Genomic DNA, 21,212 nt, shown 5'->3' on the forward strand with positions numbered 1-21,212 from the left:
ATCAGAAACGGCCAGCCCCGCAAGGAGAACCGGATGACGACACTCGAACTGGATCGCCCGGCCGACGGTGTGGCACTGGCCCGGGAACGGACGCTCGCCGGCCTGCGTTCGGCGATGCCACCCGGACTCATGGCCGAGGCGCTGCGCTGCAGCGGACGGCTTCTGGACGAGCTGCCGCACCGGCAGGAGCTGGAGCGCAACCTCGTCCTGGTGGCGTTCGGCGGCGGCAAGGACAGCGCGTACATGCTGGCGTTCGTCCGGGCGATGCAGCTGATCCTGGACAGGGTGCACGGCCGGACGTTCCGGATGCGGGTGGCGACCAACCGGCACGCGGGAATGCCGCGCGCGGTGCTGGAGAACATCGACCGCGAGTACCAGGCGCTGGGGCTGACCGACGATCCGGACTGCGAGCTGCTGCTCGTGGACGGCGACGAGATCAGCGAGTTCGACGTCGACTCCCCGCAGCGCGACCACGTCGTACGGCGTAATCGGCTCGACATCCTGATGACGGGGCACCGGACGTTCGCCGACGGACGGCCGACGTTCTGCAACTCCTGCAATCTCAGCGTTTTCAACGCGTTCGGGCTGGCAGCGGCGTACGGCGACGGCGCCGACGTGCTGATCACCGGCGACTCGCCGCAGGAGCAGCGTCAGTACAGCTTCTGGGTCGGGCGGCTGGCGCGGGGTCTGCGGACCGGGCCGCCACGGTCCAGCGGGAACGGATTCGGCCGGGTGCTCGGCCGGCTCGACGACATCTCGCAGTCGTACTTCGCCGACATCCACGGCGCGAACGACACCGCCGCGATCACCGAGCGCCGGGTCAGCGTCGACGTACCGGATCGGCTGCGGTTCTTCACCGTCTACGGCGAGACCGCCTACGCGGCCGGGGACCACTTCGACCTGCTGACCGGCTTCCTCGGTTTCGAGTTCGACGACCTCGCGTTCAGCTTCACCGAGTCCGACTGCGCGAACCCCGCGCTGATGGCGCATCTGCGCGGTCTCAAGGCCGAGCGCCTGTTCCAGCGTTCGTACGACGAGGGTCTGGCCGAGTACGTCGAGTTCGCGCTCGGCCTGATGCGCAAGAAGGACATCCCGCACGAACTGGTCGAGATCATGCGCGCCCGGTACGACGGTCCGGACGCACCGGTGCGGATGCGGCGGGCCGCCGAGGAGTACGCGCTGACGACGTTCGGGCTCACCGAGGAACACCTGGTCTGCATGACCTACTCCCCCTTCGCTGGGCAGGGCGCCGGGCTGCAGCAGTTCCTGGATCGCGAGTACCCGGCCCTGTCCGCGCGGACCAGCGACATCCACAGCCTGCTGGCCGGTGCGGCCGACGATCCCACGCTGGACGCGGAGCTCGAGCGGATCAGCGGACTCACACCGAGCCAGCTGCGGGTGCTCTACAGCCGGTCCGTGCAGAGCGCCGGCGGCGGTACGCCGGTCATCGATCTGATCCTGGCGGGCGATCCGCACAAGGCGGTCATCGAGACCCGGCACTCCAAGGACGGTCCGAACACCTTCGAGCAGATTTCGGGACGGTAGCCATGGTCGTACACATCTCCCGGCTGGATCGCGACAACCTGCTGCACGAGTACGGCGTGGACACCCAGCGCCTGCAGCCCTGGCCGGTACTGAACGCGCCGTTCGAGACCAGCTACGCGGTCTGCCGGGCGGGGACGGTGTCCAAGCTGCACACCCATCACGAGCAGGAGATCTTCGTCGCCGTCTCCGGCGAGTGCGTGGTCGAGTGCGGCGGTGAGCGGCAGCCGTTCCGGGCCGGCGACGTCGCGTACTTCACGCCCGGCCAGCTGCACCGGGTGCACAACCTCACCGACGAGGACTTCGTCTTCTGCAGCATCTGGTGGGACCCCGAGATGGCCCACCGGTTCCTCGCCGAGTACGCCGGATCGGACACCGAGACGCTCGCCGCCGAGGCCGCCGCGAACGCCGATCAGAACGCCGAGACCGCCGAGGCCATCGAGAACGCCGAGAACGCCGAGCGAGTAGGAGCCAGCCGATGAACCGACTGCTGCCGTCCGACGACAACCGTCCCGTCCTCGTCCTCGGTCCGAACCCGACACCGAACGGCGGCATGCACCTCGGCCACATCGCCGGGCCGTACCTGGCCGGCGACGTCTACGCCCGGTACCAGCGAGCCCGCGGCCGGAACGTCATCTTCACCTCCGAGACCGACGACAGCCAGACGTACGTCGTGGCGTCGGCGGGCCGGGCGGGTATCACACCCGAGCAGCTGTGCAAGGAGTCGACGGCCAAGATCCAAGGTGCTTTGAGCGCGATCGGCATCTCGATCGACGGGTTCGGCCCGTTCGACCAGACCTACCGCGCCACAGTGCTGCAGTACTTCAGTGCCCTGCACGCCGCCGGTGTGTTCCGGTTGAAGACCGTCCGGTTGCCGTACCTGGAACGGACCGGCGAGTTCATGGTCGAGGGCTTGATCGAGGGCGACTGCCCGGTCTGCCTGACGTCGAGCCGCGGCGGGTTGTGCGAGACCTGCTGCCACCCGAACAACTTCGACCAGCTGCTCAACCCGCATTCGACGATCAACCCGAACGACGAGCTCACGTACCGCGAGGCCACCATCATGGTGCTGCCGCTGGAGGAGTACCGCGAGCGGCTGACGACGTACCACGAGAAGCTGAAGGAGCACCGGAGGCCGCACGTCCGGCAGATGATCGCCGAGCTGCTGTCCCGGCCGCTGCAGGACGTGCCGATCACGTTCCCGCTGACCTGGGGTATCGACGCCCAGTTCCCGGAGGTCCCGGGGCAGGTGCTGAACGCGTGGCTCGAACTGATCCCGGCCGGCATGTTCACCACGTCGTACGCCGCCGCGAAGCTCGGCCGCGACACCTTCCCGGGTGAGCTGTGGCGCAAAGCTGCGGACAACACTGGGAACCTGCGGATCGTGCACTTCCTCGGCTTCGACAACGCGTACTACTTCTGTCTGCCGCACATCGCGATGCTGATGGCGCACGGCGACAAGTACGTCTGGCCGGAGTCGATCATCAACAACGAGTTCTACGAGCTGGAGAGCTCGAAGTTCTCGACCAGCAAGGGACATGTGCTGACCCCCGAGGAACTGCTCGAGGAGGTACCGCGCGACGTCGCCCGGCTGTACCTGGCGCTCACCGCGCCGGAGTACCAGCGGTCGACCTTCAGCCGGGCCGGGCTCGACGCGATGGCCGCGGAACGGCTGGTCGGCCCGTGGAACCAGCTGGCCGGCATCCTCGCCAAGGCGATGGCGAACGCGGGCGCCGACAGCAGCCGGCTCCCGGTCTCGGACGCCGGCCGGCAGCGCGTGGCACTGATGCTGGAACGGTTCGACCTCGGGTACGAGATGCCGACGTTCAACCTGAACCGTTCGGCGGACACCGTGCTGATCCAGATCGACCGGTTGCGGCGGCAGGCGACGACCCTCGACGGCCAAGGTCTCGACGAGCAGCCCGAGGCCTGGGGCGACCTGTTCTGCGAGGTGAAGGCGCTGCTCGCGCTGGCCTCTCCCCTCCTCATCGATCTGGCCGCCGCGGCTCGCGAAGCCGGCGTCTTCGACGATTCGCCGGAGGCCGGAACCCTGGTCGCGGGAGCTTTCGACACCGCTGAGGTCACCCCGTTCGCGCCTCCCTTGCTGGCGGCCGACGTGGCCGCCGGGTGATCCCAGATGCGCATCACCGTGGTCGGTGGTGGGGTAGTCGGTCTGCTCACCGCCGTCGAATGTGTCCGTGCGCCCGGCGTGAACCGGGTGGACCTCGTCGACGCAGGCCCGATTCCATCGCCTACCGCCACCTCGAACGACCGGCTGCGAGTGGTCCGCGCCCTGCATCGCGGCGAGCCCGCGTTGACGTCGGCGGCAGCCCAGGCACATGCCGGCTGGTTGGAGGTCGAGAGCGTGATCGGCTCGCGCTTCTACCACCCGGCCGGGGCGCTCACTGCCATGCCGGAGCAGAACGTGGCGGGCGAGCTCGCCGTCCTCACCACAGGCGGTGCGAGAGCCTGGGGACTGTCGCCGGCCGACCTGACCGGACGGTATCCATGGATCCGGTTCCCGCCCGGATCCGGAGCCGTACTGGAGGCCACCGCCGGCGTCGTCCTGGCCGATCATGCCCTGGTCGCGGTAGCGCGCTGGTTGGGCAACCGGCCGCAGGTCCGGCTGCACCCGCATCAGCGGGTGGTCGAGGTGACCCAGCATGACGACGGCGGGATCATCCGGTTCGCCGACGGCAGGACCCGTACCGCCGACCGAGTCGTTGTGGCGACCGGGCCGTGGTCCCGCGAACTGGTGCCCGCGGCGGTCGCCTCCGATCTGACGCTGCATCGGCAGAGCGTGCTGACATACCGGCCGCAGACCGCCGGAATGCCCGCGGTCCTCGGGCTCGGTCCGGCAGGCGACGCCTGGCTGATGCCGGCGCCCGCACATTCGGACGCTTCGCTGCGGCTCAGCGCGGCCAGCGCCTGCCGGTCGGCGGGGGCCATGACCGATCGGGTCACCCCCGATCGCTGGCGCGAACATCTCATCGGCGTGTTCACCGACGTACTCCCAGGGTTCGATCCGGCGGCGGTGGTCGACTGTTTCGACGGCTTCTACCTGTCCGAGCGGACCCGCGGCGGGCCGCTGCTGGCGTCGTACGGCGCGGGCGCGGTCTGGGCGTACGCCGCGTGCGGCGGAATGTCGTTCAAGTTCGCACCGCAGATCGCCCGCGCGCTCGCCGATCGCGCCGTCGGCTCGACCCCGCGCCCCACCGGACTGGACGCGGTCGACCGGCCGCGCTTCCTCGCCGCGGCCGGTAAGGAGTAGACCACCGTGAAATTGCTAGCTCTCGAAGCCGTCCAGAACGCCCGCTACTACCAGTCCCGCTACCGCCAGATCGAGGAGTTCGGCGGCACGCTGTTCGTTCTCAACGGGCTCGGCGAACCGGACTACTGGCCGGCTGAGCGCTACCGGATCGCCGGCTCCCGGCACATCGACGACATCATCGCGACGGCTCGCGCGTGGCACGCCGCCGAGCAGTTCCACGGCGTCCTCACGTTCTCCGAGTCCGGCGTACTGACGGTGGCTGCGGTAGCGGAAGCGCTCGGGTTGCCGGGGGTCGGCCTGGACGCGGCCAGGGTCAGCCGCAACAAGCTCCTGATGCGTGAGGCGCAGGAGCGCGGTGGTGCGCCGGTACCGAGGTTCCGGCTGGCGCCCGATCTCACCGCCGCGCTCGCCGCCGCGGAGGAGTTCGGGTACCCGGTCATCCTCAAGCCGACCTTAGGTGCCGCGAGCAACTTCGTGTTCAAGATCGACGACCCTGCCGAGCTGCGGACCCGGTTCCCGCAGGCGCTCGACGGGATGGCGGGCATGTCGTGGTTCCGGATGGAGGCCGAGGGGATCGACGTCGGCCCGTACGGGTTGCTCGTCGAGTCGTTCCTGGACGGCCGGGAGCTGCAGATCGAGGCGCTCGCCTGGGACGACGAGGTGTACCTCGGTTCGATCGTCGACCGGATCACGATCGAGGGCAACACGTTCGACGACGACGCACACCGCGCCCCGACCACGCTCGACGCGGATCAGCTGGCCGCCGTCCATGAGGTAGTCACCACGGCCGCGCACGCACAGGGGTTGCGGCGCAGCGTGATGCATGCCGAGGTCCGGTTCCACCAAGGCAAGCCGCACCTGCTGGAGATCGCGGTCCGGCCGGGCGGAGGCGGGCTGGACTACTTCGCCCGGCTCAGCACCGGCTACTGCCCGATCCGCGCGACCATGGCCGTCGCCGCCGGCACCAAGCCCGACGTCCAGCACTATCACCCGACCGGCGTGCACCTGGCCGGCACCTGCCTGATCGGCGGACCGGGCCAGATCGAGCGGATCACCGTACCGGCCGCGGTCGCCGAGTCCGACCGGGTGTTCTTCCTCAAGATCACCGCCCAACCGGGCGACGTCATCCGGCGGCCCCCGGACGGCAACAACATCCTCGGTTTCCTCTGCACCAGCGGAGCGACCTTCGACGAAGCGATCCGGACGGCCTACGAGTTCGCCGCGCAGATCGACGTACAGCTAGTTGCGCCGGCGCCCCGGCTCACGGCCTGATTCAACTCACGAGAGGTGACCTGGATGTCCACGGTGTTGTCCGAACAGCAGTCCGAGCAGCCGTCCGAGGACGGCCGACGGAAAGCCAGGGTCGAGGGTGGCACCGTCACCTGGGCCTGCAACCCCGGCTTCCCGCCGGCCGCCATCTTCCCGTTCACGCCGCGGGAACGGATCGGCATCCGCAACCTGTACGAGTTCCAGGTGCTGATGTTCCGCCCGCTGTACTGGCTCGGCCGCGAGGGCAGGCCGGAAGTGAACCCCGAGCTGAGCCTCGCCTACCCGCCGGAGTGGAGCGAGGACGGGCTGAGTGTCACCGTCACGCTCAAACCCTGGCAGTGGTCGAACGGCGAGCCGATCTGCGCCGACAACGTGATGTTCTGGGTGAACATGATGGCGGTCAAGGGCGACCGGCTCGGCTACTACGTACCCGGCTACTTCCCGGACAACCTGTTGTCGTACGAGAAGGTTGCCGAGGACAAGGTTCGGTTCACGTTCGACGAGGTGTACTCCAAGACGTGGGTGGAGATGAACCAGCTGTCGCTCATCACCCCGATGCCGAAGGCCTGGGACCGCACCGCGAGCGGGCCGGCGCGAGCGTCGTACGACGTGGCCGACATCCCTGCCGTCTACGACTACCTGGTGGCGGAGAACGGCGAGTGGACGGTCGAGGCGAACCACTTCCGGGGCGGCTGGGCCGAGAGCCCGGTGTGGAGCGTCGTCAACGGCCCGTGGCGGTTGAAGAGCTACACCGTCGACGGCGTCGTGACCTTCGTCCCGAACGACAAGTACTCCGGGCCGAACAAGCCGCACCTGGACGAGTTCCGGCAGGTGCAGAACGACACCGACGAGCTGATGTACGAGCGCCTGCTGGCCGGACCGGACGCACCGGACGGGATCCAGATCGGGTACCTCCCGTTCGGGATGGGTCTCACCGACGACGGCGAGGACCCGCTCGCGGACTCGTACCGGCTGGTCCCGCAGGACGTGTTCGTGGTGCGCTACATGCCGTTCAACTTCGACAACGACTCCACCGCGGCGCGGATCTACAAGCACACGTACGTCCGGCAGGCGCTGCAGATGTGCCTGGACCAGGATCGCGCGATCCGGGAGATCTACCACGGGAACGCGTACCGGATGGACGGGCCGGTGCCGCCGTCGCCGGCCAACCCGCACGTGTCGCCGAAGCAGCGCAAGGACCCGATGCCGTTCGACGTCGACGCCGCGCGCGAACTGCTCGAGGCGCACGGCTGGGACACGAGCACCTTGCCGGCGGGTTGCGTCCAGCCGGGTGAGGTGGCCGGCTGCGCGGGCGAGGGCGTCGACATCGGCGACCAACTCTCGTTCACGATCCGGTACGTCGAGGGCAAGGCTGCGCTGACCCGGCTGCTGGAGATGTTTCGGGAGGACGCGGCTAAGGCCGGGATCGAGCTGAAGCTGGAGCCGGTGTACGGGTCGGTGATGGTGGCCGAGGACCACAGCCCCGACGTACCGAGCAAACGGCTGTGGGAGATCAACACCTGGAACGGCGGCTGGTCCTTCTACGGCCACCTGACCGGCGAGATGCTCTTCCGCACCGGCGGCGGCAGCAACTTCGGCGACTACAGCGACCCGAAAGCCGACGAGCTCATCGACCGCACAGTCCACAGCGACGACCCAGAAGCCATGTACGCCTACCAGGACTACATCGCCGAGCAGGTGCCCACCATCTGGTCGCCCGGCTTCCCCAACCGAATGTTCGAGGTCGCGAAGAACCTCCACGGCATCGAGCCGGTCAACCCCTACGGCCTCATCAACCCCGAAGACTGGTACTACGTCGAGAAGTAACCATTGATGCGGTACCAGCTGCACGCGTGCTCGGTCGCCCGGCGGTGCCACGGATTTGTGATCTGTGTGCAAGGTCGACAGTACGTATACGTCCACTGTCCGGCGATCCCGCCTGCTGCACGGTGCGAGGTGGCAGGTAGTAGACGTATACGTACTGTCGAGCTGCAGGTCCCGACCGATTGCGGCCGCCAGTGAGCGTGGTCAGCCGGTTGTCGGGAGAAGAGACACCTTTCGGGTGTTGTGGACAGGCAATATCAGGTGCGGGCCCACCAGAACCTGTCCAACGGCCCCGCAGAGAGGCGGCCGACCATGAAGGCCGGCCGCCACTCTGAATCTCCTGTGTGCTCTGTTCTTTCCTTGACCTCTTCCCTGGCAGCTCGGCCGGAGCTTCGGGTCAGGGTTTTGGCGGGAGGGTTGAGGCCGGCAGGTGGTGCATGCCTCGGAGGAGGGTGCTGGGTTCCCATTCGAGGTAGCTGGGGTCGGCGGTCATGTGGAGGTGAGGGAAGCGTTCCAGGAGGCGGGTGAGGGCGATGTTCGTCTGCATCTTGGCGAGTGGCTGGCCGATGCAGAAGTGGGGGCCGTGGCCGAAGCCGAGGACTCCGTTGGGGCGGCGGTCGAGGTCGAGGGTGTTCGCGTTCGGGAACTGTTCGTCGTCGCGGTGCGCGGACAGGATCGACAGCGCGAGGATGTTGTTCTTCGGGACCACGACGTCGCCGATCTCGATGTCCTCGGCCGTGAACCGGAACGTCGCCACGCCGACGCCGCCGTCGTACCGCATCAGCTCGTCGATCGCCTGCGGCATGATCTCCAGGTCGCCGCGCAGCCGTGCCATCGCGTCGGGGTGGGTGAGCAGGCTGAGAATCCCGTTCGACAGCGTGTGCTGCGACGTGATGTGGCCGGCCACCGTGTACAGGAAGATCATCGCGACGAGTTCGTCGTCGCTCAGCCGGTCGCCGTTCGGACTGCCTTCGAGCATCGCGCTGACCATGTCGTCGGCGGGGTTCTCGCGCTTCATCGCGATGATCTGGTGCCCGTACGCGAGCACGTTCTTCGAGGCGGTCTCGACGACCTCCGGCGGGTGCCCGGCGCCGACCAGCTCGACAGCCCACTGCTGGAACCGCTCGCGGTCCTCGAACGGGATGCCGAGCACGTCGCAGATCAGGTTGATCGGCAGCGGCTGGGCGTACTCGGTGACCAGGTCGACGTCGTCGCGGCCCTCGAGCTTGGACAGGTAGTCGTCGACGAGCTGCTCGATCCGCGGCCGGAACTCGTCCATCCGGCGCAGCGTGAACGCCTTGCTCACCAGTGACCGCAGCCGGGTGTGCCGGGGCGGGTCGCTGTTCAGCATGTGCTGGGACAGCTCGTCGTCGAAGCCGACGTCGGGTTTCTCGTCCTCCACGTAGGTCCCGGTGTGGCGCGCGAACATCTCGTTCATCCGCGTGCCGTCCTTGCTCACCCGGGGATCCTGCAGCAGCGCCCGTACGTCGGCGTACCGGGTCACCAGCCAGACGTCGGCGCCGTGCGGGAACACCACGTGGTGCACTCGGCCGGCCTTCCGGTACGGCTCGAGGATCTCGTACGGCCTCTGCATGAAGTCGTCCGGAATCCGCGGGAGGGCCTCCGTCATTTCGGTTGTCATAGATCCGATCCTCCTGGCTGCAGGCATGTCGACAGGGGCGCACGTACGCTTCCGTTACGCGTCGCCGTCATTCATCAGAGGCGCCCGCGGACCCGCCCTGATACGCCTTGTTTTGTTGCCTTTGAGGGCTGTCCGTACGGCGCTCCAACCGATAACGTGCAGGGTCGAACGCACAGAGGGGTGGAGTGGCTGATGAGCGAAGAAGTCGACCGCGAACCGGGTTCGGCCGAGCAGCCAGGCGCCGGCCTGGGTGCCATCGCTACCTGGCGCCAGACGTCGATCACGTCGAAGGCGCTGCTGTTCGGAGTTTTCGTCAACCGGCTGGGCGCCTTCCTGCAGATCTTCCTGGTGCTGTTCATGACCCACCGCGGGTTCACGGCCGGCCAGGCAGGTCTCGCCCTCGGCATCTACGGTGCCGGCCATGTGCTGGGAGCGTTCATCGGCGGCTGGCTGACCGATCGGCTGAGTGCCCGGGCCGCGACGTTGATCAGCATGCTGGGCTCGGCCGCGCTGATCGTCTCCATCCTCTACATCAACGTGTACTGGGTGATCCTCCTGGCGATCATCACGGTCAGCACCGTCAGCCAGCTGAACCGGCCGGCCGCGCAGGCGATGCTGGCCGAGCTGACCAAGCCGGGTCAGCTGGTGATGACGATGGCGATGTACCGGCTGGCCATCAACCTCGGTACGGCGGTGACGCCGATCGTCGGCGTCGCGCTGGTGTCGGTCTCGTACGACCTGCTGTTCTGGGCCGAGGCGTTCGCCGCCGTGCTCTACAGCGCGATCGCCTGGAAGTTCCTGCCCGGCAAGGCCGCGCCGGACGAGGCTGCGAGCGCCGCGAAGGCCGCGGAGCCGAAGCAGGGCTACCGGGCGGTGCTGGCGGACTGGCGGTACGACTTCTACCTGGCCGCCGTGTTCCTGGTGACGATCGTCTACTGCCAGTACATCGCGGTGCTTCCACTGGCGATCGTGAACGACGGCCTCAGCCTGTGGTGGTACAGCGTGATCGTCTCCGCGAACGCCATCGTGGTCGCGGTCTGCGAGGTCCCGGCGACGAAGTACGTGCAGACCTGGCCGCTGCGCCTGACCGCGATCGCGGGATTCGGCCTGGTCGCCGTCGGGTACGGCGTCTACGCGATCGCGCTGGTCCCGGTCCTGCTGGTCATCGGCACCCTGATCTGGACGACGTCGGAGATCATCGGTGCACCGACCACGTTCGCCTACCCGGGGATGGTCGCGCCGCCGCACCTGCGCGGCCGGTACTCCGGTGCCATGCTGAGCGTGTTCGGTCTCGGAAACGCGATCGGTCCGGCGGTCGGCGTGTGGCTGTGGGAGCACGTCGGCCAGACGTTCTGGCTGTGGGCGGCGGGGGTGGCCGTCCTGTCCGCCGTCTGCGCACGGATCGGCATGCGCCGCCCCGACGAGCAGCCGGCCGACGCCGCGACCGCCAAGGCGGAGGAGACCGAGGCGGCGCCTGGCGCCAACCCCGAAGCGGCAACCTGAGAAATCTGAGGTTCTGAAGGGGGCCGGTGCGTCGCACCGGCCCCTTTCGTCAGCTCTTGCGAACCGGAAGTGCGGTCCCCGGCTCGACGTCGGAGTCCTCCGGCAGAGCATGCAGGCAGCAGCCGACCGACGCGCCGGCGTCCAGCCGGACCACCTCGACGTCTGACTCGACAGACAGGGCCCGCGCATACACACCGCCGAACCCGTTCACGACGGTGTAGACGCCCCAGTTCACGATCCAGGGTGCTGGGTCGCCGTCCGGCATCGGGAACAGCTCCGGCACCGGCCGGATCCGGCGTTGGACGACCCACGGCCCGTCGAGCGCCTCCCGGACCCGTTCCTCCCACAGCTCTCCGTCGGTGTCCGCACGCCAGCCCAGCAGCACGCCCTCCCCGCTGTGCCGCGACGTCGGTTTGAGGACCAGGTCTGCCTGGTGCCCGAGGACGTAGTCGAGCAGCTCGACCTGCGTGCCGTCCTCCAAGGTCACCGGCCCCGGACGCACCATCCGGGTCCAGGGCAGGATCCGGTCGAGGCTCGTCAGCGTCTGCTGGTCGAAGTACTGGCGGTTGGCCTCGTCGGACAACACCGCGAGCGCGCCCTTGCTGGCGAACATCTCGGCGTCCAGCGGCGTGAAGATCTTCACCTCGCCGCGGGCGGCGGCGTCCAGGACCGGATCCATCATCGCCGACGCGTCCGGGTACTCGAGCAGGTCCTCCAGCATGAAGAGGCGCTGGATGATGTCGACCTTCACGTCGCCGAGCCAGACGCCGCCGTCGCGGACCTCGAGCTGCCCGATGTGGCCGACGTGGGCGTCGATTCCCATGTCCTGCAGGCGTGTCGCGAAGTGCCGCATGTACGGCTCGAGCGTCTCGTAGCTGCTCGGCCAGTCGACGGTGGCCAGCACCGGCCGAGAGTCGTAGGAGAACCCGCTCTCGACGAACATGTTGTTGACCTGTTCGCGCATCGTGTCCACGTAGCTCAGCCGGTGCGTCTGCGCGAACTCCTGCAGGATCGGTTGGGACAGCAACGCCCGTGCCATGTCGGACTGGTCGATGCCGCCGAGCGCGCTGCCCATGTTGAACTCGAGCAGCTTGAAGCCGCTCTCGTCCAGGTACAGGTCGGCGCGGCTCTGCTTCGTCACGGTCGTACCGCGGCTGCGCAGGACGGCCGAGACCTGTACGTCGGTCATTCCGACCGACCGCGCGAACGCCGCCAGGTCACCGCCGTACAACTTGTCGGGCAGGCTGGTCAGAGCCGCGTGCATGGTCAGGATGTCGTTCGCCAGCTGGTCGCACTCGTCGGCGCCGAGGAACAGCGGCCGCGCCAGGTACCGGCCGCCGTACACCGACTGCAGGCCGATCGACTCGGGGTGGGTGCTCACGAGTTCGGCGGCGGAGATCCCGCGGCGCTTGATCTCGTCCAGGTACTGGGCAGTGAGTTCAGCTCGGCTCAGGCCGGTCAGCATATTCGGGACCTCCGGGGTCAGGACGGAACAGAGCGCTCCTGCTCGGTCAGAGACCGGGACCGGCGCCCGGAAATACACCGGCCGGTGCGGGTATCTGATCGCGGTCTCTGCGCCCTCTTGTCGGCATGGAACTCATCTCCGAGGTCGGTACGCCGACCACCACCGCCGACGGACCGTCCGACGCGCTGTCCAACGCTCTGTCCAACGCCGTGATCCGGCGGAGCACCCAGCGCCGGTACCTGATGTGCCCGCCCACCCACTTCGACGTCGTCTACTCGATCAACCCGTGGATGAACCCCGCCAAGCCGACCGACCAGCCGATCGCGGCGGCGCAGTGGCAGCGGATCCACGACCAACTGGTCGACCTCGGGCACACCGTGGACGTGATCCCACCGGCGCCCGGGCTGCCGGACATGGTGTTCGCCGCGAACGGCGCCACCGTCTGGGGCGACCGCGCGCTCGTGGCCCGCTTCCGCCATACCGAGCGGGACGCCGAGTCGACGGCGTACCTGGACTGGTTCGCCGACCGCGGTCTGCACGTCCAGCAGGCCTCGACGGCGAACGAGGGCGAAGGCGACTACCTGTCCGCCGGGCCTTGGTTGCTGGCCGGCAGCGGGTTCCGCACCGACCGCCGCGCGCATCTCGAGAGTGAGCAGTACTTCGACCGGCCGGTGATCGGACTGACCCTCGTCGACGACCGGTACTACCACCTGGACACCGCATTGGCCGTGCTGGACGACGAGACGGTGATGTACTACCCGGACGCGTTCACCTCGGGGAGTCAGGCGATCCTGCGCGAACTCTTCCCGACCGCGATCATCGCAACGGCCGAAGACGCCGGCGTGTTCGCGCTGAACGCGGTGTCCGACGGCCTCCACGTCCTGATGCCGGCTGGTTCGACCGGTCTGGTCGCGAAGCTGCGGGAAGCAGGCTTCGTGCCGATCGGCCTGGATGTCTCCGAGCTTCTACGGGCCGGCGGCGGGGTGAAGTGCTGCGTGTTGGAGCTGCACGGTCCGGCAGGTCGCCGATGATCGACTACGACGGCAGGAAATTCTCCCCAGCCGGAGCCAACGGCGATGTCACGGTGGCGTCGTACCGGCAGAGCGGCGACTTGCTCTGGGCAGACTTCAGCGGAGGTCGTGTACGCCGTGGTTCGCTCACCGGCGTGTGCCGGCCGGACGACACACTGGAGTTCAGCTACACCATGGTCCTCGCCGACGGCGCACTGGTCGCAGGGCACTGCGAGAGCACACCGGAGCTGCTGCCGGACGGCAGGATCCGTTTGCACGAACGCTGGGAACGGTACGGTCCGCACGCCGCGGCCGGACTGTCCGAGCTCGATGAGATCGCGCCCGGCTGATCGGCCCGATGTAGCCGGATGTATCAGGCCACCGCCGGTCCGCACTCTGCTTGTCATGAATCACGCCGAAGGCTTGGAGGTCAGCGCCGACGGTTTGTCCGTCGTCCTGACCAGCGTGTCGTCGGACTCGCACACCTGGAATCTGGTCGTTCTGCAACTGGTTCTCGAGGAGCTCGGCCATCAGGTGCACAACCTCGGCGCCTGCGTTCCGGACGAGCTGATGATCTCCGAGTGCCTGCGCCTGCGACCGGATCTGATCGTCGTCAGCAGTGTCAACGGCCACGGCTTCCACGACGGGCTGCGGCTGATCCGTCAGGTCCGCAGCCGCGCGGAGCTGGCCGGCACCCCGATGGTGATCGGCGGCAAGCTCGGAATCGCAGGGCCGGGCTGCGACCGCAGCCGGGCCCAGCTGACGGCGGCCGGGTACGGCGCGGTCTTCGAGGACGGCACCGGTCTGACCGCCTTCCAGTCGTACGTCGGCAGGCTCGCCATCGGCCAGGCTTCGTGAGCGTCCCGGAGACCGGCTCGTTCGGTGACTTCGTTGCCCGGGCGCATCGAGCCGGAACGCTTGTGGTGCAACCGCGGATGGGGGTCAGCGGTCCCGCCGCGATGCGCACCGGGCTCGTGGCCACCCGCAAGGCGACGGCGACCGCGGTCGGCACGATCACGCTCGACAGCTACACCCGGATGGGTGACAACGTGAACGCGCGGGCCGCGCTCGCGGCCGGAATCGAGCTGAACGGCTACCCCATCGTCGCGCACGACCCGGCCGTCACCCGCGCGGTACTGGACGGTGTCGCCGGGCCCGAGTTCCCGGTGCAGATCCGGCACGGTTCGCCGTGTCCCGAGCCGATCGTGGCCGCGCTGATCCAGGCCGGTCTGCACGCGACCGAAGGCGGGCCGGTCTCGTACTGCCTGCCGTACAGCCGGATGCCGCTGGAGGACTCGATTCCGAACTGGGCCCGCAGCTGTGACCTGCTGGCCGACGTCCGAGCGACCGGAGCCGAACCGCACGTCGAAAGCTTCGGCGGCTGCATGATGGGTCAGCTCTGCCCGCCAGGCCTCTTGGTCGCGTTGAGCGTGCTCGAATGCCTGTTCTTCCGGCAGCACGGGATCCGCAGCGTCTCGCTGAGCTACGCCCAGCAGACCAACCCCGATCAGGACACCGAAGCGCTGCTGGCGTTGCGCCGGCTGGCCACGCAGTGGCTGCCGGACCTCGACTGGCACATCGTCGTCTACACCTACATGGGCGTGTATCCGCGGACGCCCGCCGGCGCCACCGGGCTCCTGGAGGAAGCGGCCCGGCTGGCGGTCCGGGCCGGCGCGGCCCGGCTGATCGTGAAGACCGTTGCCGAGGGCTACCGAATTCCGACGTTCGCCGAGAACGTCGCCGCCTTGGAGACCGCGGCACTGGCCGCGGACAGTTGCCTCACGATCGTCGGCGACCCAGGCGACACCGGCATCCACGCCGAGGCGAGCGCCTTGATCGAGGCGGTGCTCGACCTCGGTCCGGATCTCGGCGCGGCACTGGCCACAGCGTTCCGGCGCGGCTACCTCGACGTGCCGTACTGCCTGCACCCGGACAACGCCGGCCGGGCCCGCAGCTACGTCGACAGCGCCGGGCGGCTGCAGTGGTCGTCGATCGGTTCGTTGCCGATCCGCGGTGTGGTCGGCCCGACCAGCTCGGCGAGGCCGACGGCGGCCGGCCTGCTGGCGGCACTGTCATACGTCGAGCGCAGGTTCGACAACGCGAGCCTCGAGCAGGAGTACCAAGCCGACTCAGTAGGGAGTGCACCAGATGACCGAGACCCGGATCCCGGAGACCGAAGCCCGGCTGCCAGCCGGCCCGCGTGAGCACCTGACCTCACCGGTCACCCGGTCGGTCCTCCGGATCCAGCACCGGATGCTCACCGCGGCCCGCGAACTGCTCGTCGACCGCGGGTTCATCGAGTTGCTGCCGCCGGTGATCGGCCCGGTCACCGACCCCGGCGCGCGCGGCGCCAAGCAGGTCGACGTGGACTACTACGGGCACCGGTACAAGCTGATGACCAGCGCGATCCTTTACAAACAAGCGGCTCTGACGTCGTTCGGGAAGATCTTCTTCATCGCGCCGAACATCCGGCTCGAACCGCTCGAGACCGCGTCGACCAGCAGGCACCTGGCCGAGTTTCACCAGATCGACCTCGAGATGGCGGACGCGTCCCGCGACGACGCGATGGCGATCGCCGAGGACCTGGTGCGGCACGTCGTACAGCAGGTGCTGGCGGAACTCCCCCACGAATTCGAAGCCCTCGGCCGGGACACCTCGGGATTCGCCGAGTTGCTGAGCGCACCGTTCGGGCGCCGCACGCACGCCGACGCGGTCGCCGACCTGCGGACGACCGGTCACGACCAGAGCCCGGACGCCGAGCTGGACTGGGAGGGCGAGGCGAAGCTGTCGGCGAAGGCGAGCAGGCCGTTCTTCGTCACCGACTACCCGAAGGGATCGCGCGGCTTCTACGACCGCGAGTCCGCGGACCAGCCCGGCATGCTGCGGAACTTCGACCTGATCGCCACCGAGGGGTACGGCGAACTCTGCAGCGGCAGCGAACGCGAGCAGGACTACGCCACGATCATCGCGCGGATGCGGGAGACGGCGGAGAACCCGGCGAAGTACGCCTGGTACCTGCAGATGCTGCGGGACGGCGTACCGCCGAGCGCCGGGTTCGGCCTCGGCCTCGAGCGGTTCACCCGGTACGTCGCCGGGCTGGACTCGGTCTGGCAGGCCAGCGCCTTTCCGAAGGTTCCCGGCATCGCTTCACCCTGACCGCCGGTTCCAGCGAAGATGTCGCGCGTGACAGAAACCGCATCCGGCAGACTGAGTCTCGGGCAAGGTACGGCGTTGTACATCGGAGCCGTACTGGCGACCGGTGTCATCGCACTGCCCGGGCTCGCCGCGGAGGTGGCCGGCCCCGCGTCGTTACTGGCGTGGCTGGGCCTGGCAGTGGTCTCCGCTCCGCTGGCAGCGACCTTCGCGGCACTCGGTGCGCGCTACCCCGATTCGGGCGGCATCGCGACGTACGCGCGACTGGCCTTCGGCGAGCGGGCAGCGGCGATCGTCGGCTGGTGCTTCTACCTGTCCGTCCCGGTCGGCGGTCCCGCCGCCGCGCTGTGGGCGGGCGGGTACGTCGAATCCGCGCTCGGCGGCGGACGGGGTGCCGTCTTCGCAACCATGCTGGCGCTCCTGGCCATCGTGCCGGCCGCGAACGCCTTCGGTATCGAGGTGACCGGGCGGGTCCAGATGGGCCTCGCCGGACTGCTGACAGTCTTCCTCGGTCTCGCGGTCGCACTCTCGCTGCCGCACGCCGACCTGTCCAACCTGCAGCCGTTCGCGCCGCACGGCTGGCAGGCGATCGGCCCTGCCGCCGCGCTCCTGGTCTGGAGCTTCGTCGGCTGGGAAACGGTCACGTACCTCACCGCCGAGTTCCGCCGCCCGGCCCGCGACGTACCGCGGGCCACTGCCGTCGCGGTGATCGTGGTCGGCGTGATCTACCTCAGCGTCGCTTTCGCCACCATCACTGTGCTGGGCCCGCGGGCCGCCGATACCGACGCACCACTTGGCGATCTGCTCGCGATCGGCCTGGGTGGCAACGCCCGAGTGCTTGCCGCGGCGGCCGCGCTCCTGCTGACCTTCGGTGCGATGAACGCGTACTACGCGGGCGCGTCCAAGCTCGGCGCAGCCCTCGCCCGCGACGGCGCTCTTCCTGCCTGGCTGGCCCGTGGCAGCTCGGCCGGCGTGGTGCCACGCCGGAGTCTCGCCGTACTCAGCGCGATGTCGATGCTGACTGCCGTGGTCGTCGTGGTGGCAGGACTCGAGCCAGAGTCGCTGGTCCTGCTCACCACCGGGCTGTTCGTGACTGTGTACGCCGTCGGCGTCGCCGCGGCAGTCAAGTTGCTACCGCGACGAAGCCGCGCGCGTCTCGCCGCACTGGTCGCCCAAGGAGCCGTCGTGGTCCTGCTCCTGACGGCCGGTGTGTACCTGCTCTGGCCGGTGCTCGTCAGCGTGGCCGCACTGCTCTACCTACGGTTGTCTCACCGACGTCCGTAGAGCGCCCGCATGCCGAGTACGTCGCCACGCCCCAAGGTGCGCACGTGTCCGGTGCAGCGTCGTACGCCGGGGTACATCGTGAGGTTCAGATCCTCGTCGGCGCTCAGGTTGACGAGTCCGTAGACGTGACCCATCTCGTGGGTCAGCACCGACTCCACGTCGTACCGCCACCGGTCCTGGTCCGGTGGCTGCGCCGGGACACACGCGGGATCGCGGGTGGGGTCGTACGTCCACTTGTAATCGGCGCTGTTCATCCGGATGTCGGCCGAGACGGCCTGCGTGACACCGTGGCGGGTCTCGGCCCAGGTGCAGGTCCAGGCCAGCGTCGCCTCGAGGAAGCCGCCGGGCAGATCCCCTGCATCGATCACGTTGTGGCCGTCGGATGCGCCGCACGTCGTTTGACCGTCCGCGTAGACGAAGTTGCCGCGGACGGCAGTGTGGCCGACCAGGGCGCCGGCCGCGGCAGTGTCGCCTCGCATGCCGCAGGTGTTGCGGCCCCGGGTCATGTTGACCACGGACCTGCGGGCAGCCGCGTCGAAGTCGGCCTGACTGCCGTTGGTGAGCGACGTTCCCTTCGTCGTCCGGAACAACCAGGGCCGGTACCACTTGTACGAGCGGAGGGTGTAAGTGTCGCGCTCGCACGGTCCCGGACCGGGCAGGTCCGGGAAGCGGTCATGCACCATCTGCTCGCCGGTCGTCACCTTCCCCTCGGCGTCGGTGGTCAGGCTGTAGGTCCGGGCTCCGTCCGGATACAGCATGTCCAAAGTGATGCTGCTGCCAGGTGGTTGCACCTGGAGCGGTACGCCGTCCCCGGCGTCGACGAACCGGCCGACGGCTCCGCACTCGATCGCGGAGCGAGCCGCCAGGTCGCTCGCCTTCAGCACGCCTCGTGGCAGGCCGCATGGATCGGCGGCGACCGCGCCACCGGTCGTCAGTTGGCCGACGCCTAGCGTCAGGCTGATCAGTATCGTGAATGCACGCGTGGACTTCATTGCTACTCCCCCTCGAGCAGACGCTCCCTACCTTGGAGAGGGGCGGTACGACGTCCAGTGATACGGGCCGTATTTTCGCCGGACCCGTCACGCCTCTTCCGGTCAGAAGCCGACCGAAGGAGGGCGTCCTGTACGCCGAAGGTTTCCCCGAAGCAGCGATCCGCCGCCGCGCGCGGACCGGTGCCGCCGACGCGTTCCCGTCCCCGGACGACTACGGGCACGTCCTGTTCGGCGCCGACTGTTCAGGTACGACGGACGATCACCTCGACCGTCTGCGGCTGGTGCCGCCGGTCTTCGTACCGCAGCGGCTGGCCCAACTCGTCGAACTGGGACGCGAGCCGGTGTACCGCGACGTACGGCTGGAGACGACGATCGGCGGGTTCCGGTCGGCGCTACCGGCGTACGTCTCGGCGTTCGGCTCGACGGAGGCGGCGAGCGTCGCACTCGGTCTGGCCGCCGGCCGCCAGGCCGGACGCCTCGGGATCCCGATGGTGATCGGCGAGAACGTGATGCCGGTCAACAGCTACGGGCGGCTCGAGGCCGACGCGGAACGCTCGCTGCTCGGCCGGATCCGCGCGTACCAGGCCGAAGCGCTGGACGGGTACGGCGGCATCGTCGTCCAGCAGAGCACCGAGGACGCCGACGCAGAGGTGTGGAACCTCGTGTACAGCGATCCGAATGCGCTGCCGCTGCTGGAATCCGGGCGGCTCGCGTTCGAACTCAAGGTCGGACAGGGCGCCAAACCCGGGCTGGGCGGGATGACGTTGATCGGTGCGGAGGCCGCCGAACGGCTGGCCGACGCGTACCTCATCGACCCGGTCTTCGGCGGCGACCGCGTCTTGCGCAGCAGCAGCCCCGGCACCTTCACCAAAGAGATCCTGCGGCAACAGATCCGCCTGATGCGCAACAACTATCCACGCGCCAAGGTATGGGTGAAACTGCCGCCGGCGCGGGACGTTTCGGCGGCCGCGCAGGTGGCCTGGGCGGCCGGCGCCGACGCGGTGTCCGTCGACGGCGCCGAGGCAGGTACGGGCTGGGCACCGCTGGCCTTCCTCAGCCAGGTCGGGTTGCCGTTGGGCGAGTGCCTGCTGCGGATCGGGCAGGACCGAGCGCCGTCCGACCCGTCGTGCCTGCTGGTCTCCGGCCGGATGTGGGAGGGTGCGCGGATCGCCAAGTGCCTGGCGCTCGGCGCGAACGCGGCCGGGCTGGGACGGGCCGCGCTCATCGCGGTGGACACCGACCCCGACCACGGCCTCGTCAACCTCGTCGAGTGCCTCGCACTGGAGTTGCAGTTCCTCGTCAGCGCTCTCGGCAAGTACCACGTGCGGGCACTCGGTCCGGAAGATCTCTGGAGTCCTACGCCAGCGTCGTCCTGGGCGACAGGGCTCGGCTCCGGTCCAGCTTGAAGATGTCTGCCACCGCCCTGCGCGGATCGGCTCCGATCTGCCGCCGGCGCACCAGGTCCACCAGCTCCGCGGTGGGCTCGACACCGATCTCACTGGCCAGGCTGCGCCGGAAGAACTCGAGCCGGCGGATCGCCTCGACCACATTGTCCTCGGCGAGATGAACCTCGATCAGCACCCGCGTCGCGCTCTCCCGCAACGGTTCCAGCCGTACGGCGGCCATCGCCGCCTCGATCGCTTCGGCGTACCGGCCCGAACAGGTCAGCTGCTGCGCGGTCAGCTCGAGCGCGTGCAACTGCAGCTGGCGCAGGCGTTCCCGCCCCAGCAGGACCCAGTCGTCGTACCAGCCGGGAAGCAGCTCCCCCATCGCGGCGAGCGTCGGCAGGAGTCCTTGGTCGGCACCGCACTCGCCGTCGTTGATCACCCGGCGGATGGCCGTGATCAGTCTGTTCACGTCGACGTCGACGGACTCGTCGACGCGCAGCGTCTCGTCACCGGTGATGAGCGGACGCGGACTCAGCTGGCGAAGCCGCCACAGCGCCGTCCGCAGACAGGCCTGCGCCTTCGAGTCCGAGACCTCCGGCCACAGCGTGCCGGCCACCTCGGCGCGACTCGAACGCCCACGCAGTGCGACGAACGCCACGACGCGGCGCGCACTGAGCGGGATCGACAAGGTCTGTTGACCGTCGACGACCCAGAAGCCGTCGAGCATGCGGAGCCGCACTTGCCGGTGAACGCCGGCCGGCGCGACCTCCGGATCGGAATCATCTGCCGCTAGGGGCTTAGCGCGCATCTATCGATCTCCCCCCACTGGGTAGGAATTCTCTAGACCCGCCCAGCTCGGAACATGCTGC

At 68.7% G+C, this 21,212-nt stretch carries 18 protein-coding genes; 14 read left to right on the forward strand and 4 right to left on the reverse strand.

Translation table 11 applies throughout. The features are described 5' to 3' along the window. The first annotated feature begins 33 nt into the window (after positions 1-33). From E0H50_RS32680 to E0H50_RS32705, 6 genes are read left to right on the forward strand one after another with little or no spacing between them, the layout of a single operon-like run. Positions 34-1,545, forward strand: a complete 1,512-nt coding sequence (locus E0H50_RS32680; protein WP_131294846.1) for a PqqD family protein — start codon at positions 34-36, stop codon at positions 1,543-1,545. Between the two features lie 2 nt (positions 1,546-1,547). Then, a complete protein-coding gene (locus E0H50_RS32685; protein WP_131294847.1) occupies positions 1,548-2,024 on the forward strand; it encodes a cupin domain-containing protein in 477 nt (158 codons plus the stop codon). Further along, positions 2,021-3,673: a class I tRNA ligase family protein gene (locus tag E0H50_RS32690; RefSeq protein ID WP_131294848.1), complete on the forward strand. Its 1,653-nt coding sequence runs from the start codon at positions 2,021-2,023 to the stop codon at positions 3,671-3,673. Before E0H50_RS32685 ends, E0H50_RS32690 begins: the two co-directional genes overlap by 4 nt. Before the next feature lie 6 nt (positions 3,674-3,679). Beyond that, positions 3,680-4,813: an FAD-dependent oxidoreductase gene (locus E0H50_RS32695; protein ID WP_131294849.1), complete on the forward strand. Its 1,134-nt coding sequence runs from the start codon at positions 3,680-3,682 to the stop codon at positions 4,811-4,813. A gap of 6 nt (positions 4,814-4,819) precedes the next feature. Next, positions 4,820-6,085: an ATP-grasp domain-containing protein gene (locus tag E0H50_RS32700; RefSeq protein WP_131294850.1), complete on the forward strand. Its 1,266-nt coding sequence runs from the start codon at positions 4,820-4,822 to the stop codon at positions 6,083-6,085. A gap of 24 nt (positions 6,086-6,109) precedes the next feature. Beyond that, positions 6,110-7,909: an ABC transporter substrate-binding protein gene (locus E0H50_RS32705; RefSeq protein WP_131294851.1), complete on the forward strand. Its 1,800-nt coding sequence runs from the start codon at positions 6,110-6,112 to the stop codon at positions 7,907-7,909. Between the two features lie 394 nt (positions 7,910-8,303). Here E0H50_RS32705 and E0H50_RS32710 read toward each other — a convergent pair whose 3' ends face one another. Beyond that, the gene (locus tag E0H50_RS32710) at positions 8,304-9,548 is read right to left on the reverse strand and encodes a cytochrome P450 family protein (protein ID WP_165547376.1); all 1,245 of its coding nucleotides are present in this window, start codon (positions 9,546-9,548) and stop codon (positions 8,304-8,306) included. A gap of 192 nt (positions 9,549-9,740) precedes the next feature. Between E0H50_RS32710 and E0H50_RS32715 the strand changes: the two genes are divergently transcribed. Then, on the forward strand, positions 9,741-11,051 hold the full coding sequence (locus E0H50_RS32715; RefSeq protein ID WP_238151513.1) for an MFS transporter: 1,311 nt from the start codon (positions 9,741-9,743) through the stop codon (positions 11,049-11,051). Positions 11,052-11,100: 49 nt separating this feature from the next. Here the strand turns inward: E0H50_RS32715 and E0H50_RS32720 are convergent, their stop codons facing one another. After that, a complete protein-coding gene (locus E0H50_RS32720; RefSeq protein ID WP_131294853.1) occupies positions 11,101-12,516 on the reverse strand; it encodes a hypothetical protein in 1,416 nt (471 codons plus the stop codon). A gap of 125 nt (positions 12,517-12,641) precedes the next feature. Between E0H50_RS32720 and ddaH the strand changes: the two genes are divergently transcribed. The 6 genes from ddaH to E0H50_RS32750 are packed head-to-tail and all read left to right on the forward strand — an operon-like array spanning position 12,642 to position 17,963. Then, positions 12,642-13,547: a dimethylargininase gene (gene ddaH / locus E0H50_RS32725; protein WP_131294854.1), complete on the forward strand. Its 906-nt coding sequence runs from the start codon at positions 12,642-12,644 to the stop codon at positions 13,545-13,547. Then, complete coding sequence (locus E0H50_RS32730) at positions 13,544-13,876, forward strand: avidin-fold protein (protein ID WP_131294855.1); 333 nt, start codon at positions 13,544-13,546, stop codon at positions 13,874-13,876. The genes ddaH and E0H50_RS32730 overlap by 4 nt, the downstream gene beginning before the upstream one ends. A 55-nt stretch (positions 13,877-13,931) precedes the next feature. Next, on the forward strand, positions 13,932-14,384 hold the full coding sequence (locus E0H50_RS32735; RefSeq protein ID WP_131294856.1) for a cobalamin B12-binding domain-containing protein: 453 nt from the start codon (positions 13,932-13,934) through the stop codon (positions 14,382-14,384). Beyond that, positions 14,381-15,730, forward strand: coding sequence for a methylaspartate mutase (locus E0H50_RS32740; protein ID WP_131294857.1), 1,350 nt, complete (start codon positions 14,381-14,383; stop codon positions 15,728-15,730). Before E0H50_RS32735 ends, E0H50_RS32740 begins: the two co-directional genes overlap by 4 nt. After that, positions 15,675-16,682 (forward strand): asparagine synthetase A, encoded by a 1,008-nt coding sequence (locus tag E0H50_RS32745; RefSeq protein WP_131294858.1) that lies wholly within the window; start codon positions 15,675-15,677, stop codon positions 16,680-16,682. Before E0H50_RS32740 ends, E0H50_RS32745 begins: the two co-directional genes overlap by 56 nt. Before the next feature lie 27 nt (positions 16,683-16,709). Continuing rightward, a complete protein-coding gene (locus E0H50_RS32750; RefSeq protein WP_238151517.1) occupies positions 16,710-17,963 on the forward strand; it encodes an APC family permease in 1,254 nt (417 codons plus the stop codon). Here the strand turns inward: E0H50_RS32750 and E0H50_RS32755 are convergent. Continuing rightward, the gene (locus tag E0H50_RS32755; protein ID WP_131294860.1) at positions 17,948-18,955 is read right to left on the reverse strand and encodes a zinc metalloprotease; all 1,008 of its coding nucleotides are present in this window, start codon (positions 18,953-18,955) and stop codon (positions 17,948-17,950) included. The two genes, E0H50_RS32750 and E0H50_RS32755, sit on opposite strands and share 16 nt — an antisense overlap. A gap of 32 nt (positions 18,956-18,987) precedes the next feature. On the opposite strand from E0H50_RS32755, the gene E0H50_RS32760 reads away from it, so the two are divergent. After that, a complete protein-coding gene (locus E0H50_RS32760; protein ID WP_238151522.1) occupies positions 18,988-20,361 on the forward strand; it encodes a glutamate synthase-related protein in 1,374 nt (457 codons plus the stop codon). Here the strand turns inward: E0H50_RS32760 and E0H50_RS32765 are convergent. After that, positions 20,312-21,151, reverse strand: a complete 840-nt coding sequence (locus E0H50_RS32765; RefSeq protein ID WP_131294862.1) for an AfsR/SARP family transcriptional regulator — start codon at positions 21,149-21,151, stop codon at positions 20,312-20,314. The two genes, E0H50_RS32760 and E0H50_RS32765, sit on opposite strands and share 50 nt — an antisense overlap. Positions 21,152-21,212 lie beyond the last annotated feature (61 nt).

It is taken from the genome of Kribbella sindirgiensis, from assembly GCF_004331435.1.
GTDB classification, from domain to species: Bacteria; Actinomycetota; Actinomycetes; order Propionibacteriales; family Kribbellaceae; genus Kribbella; species Kribbella sindirgiensis.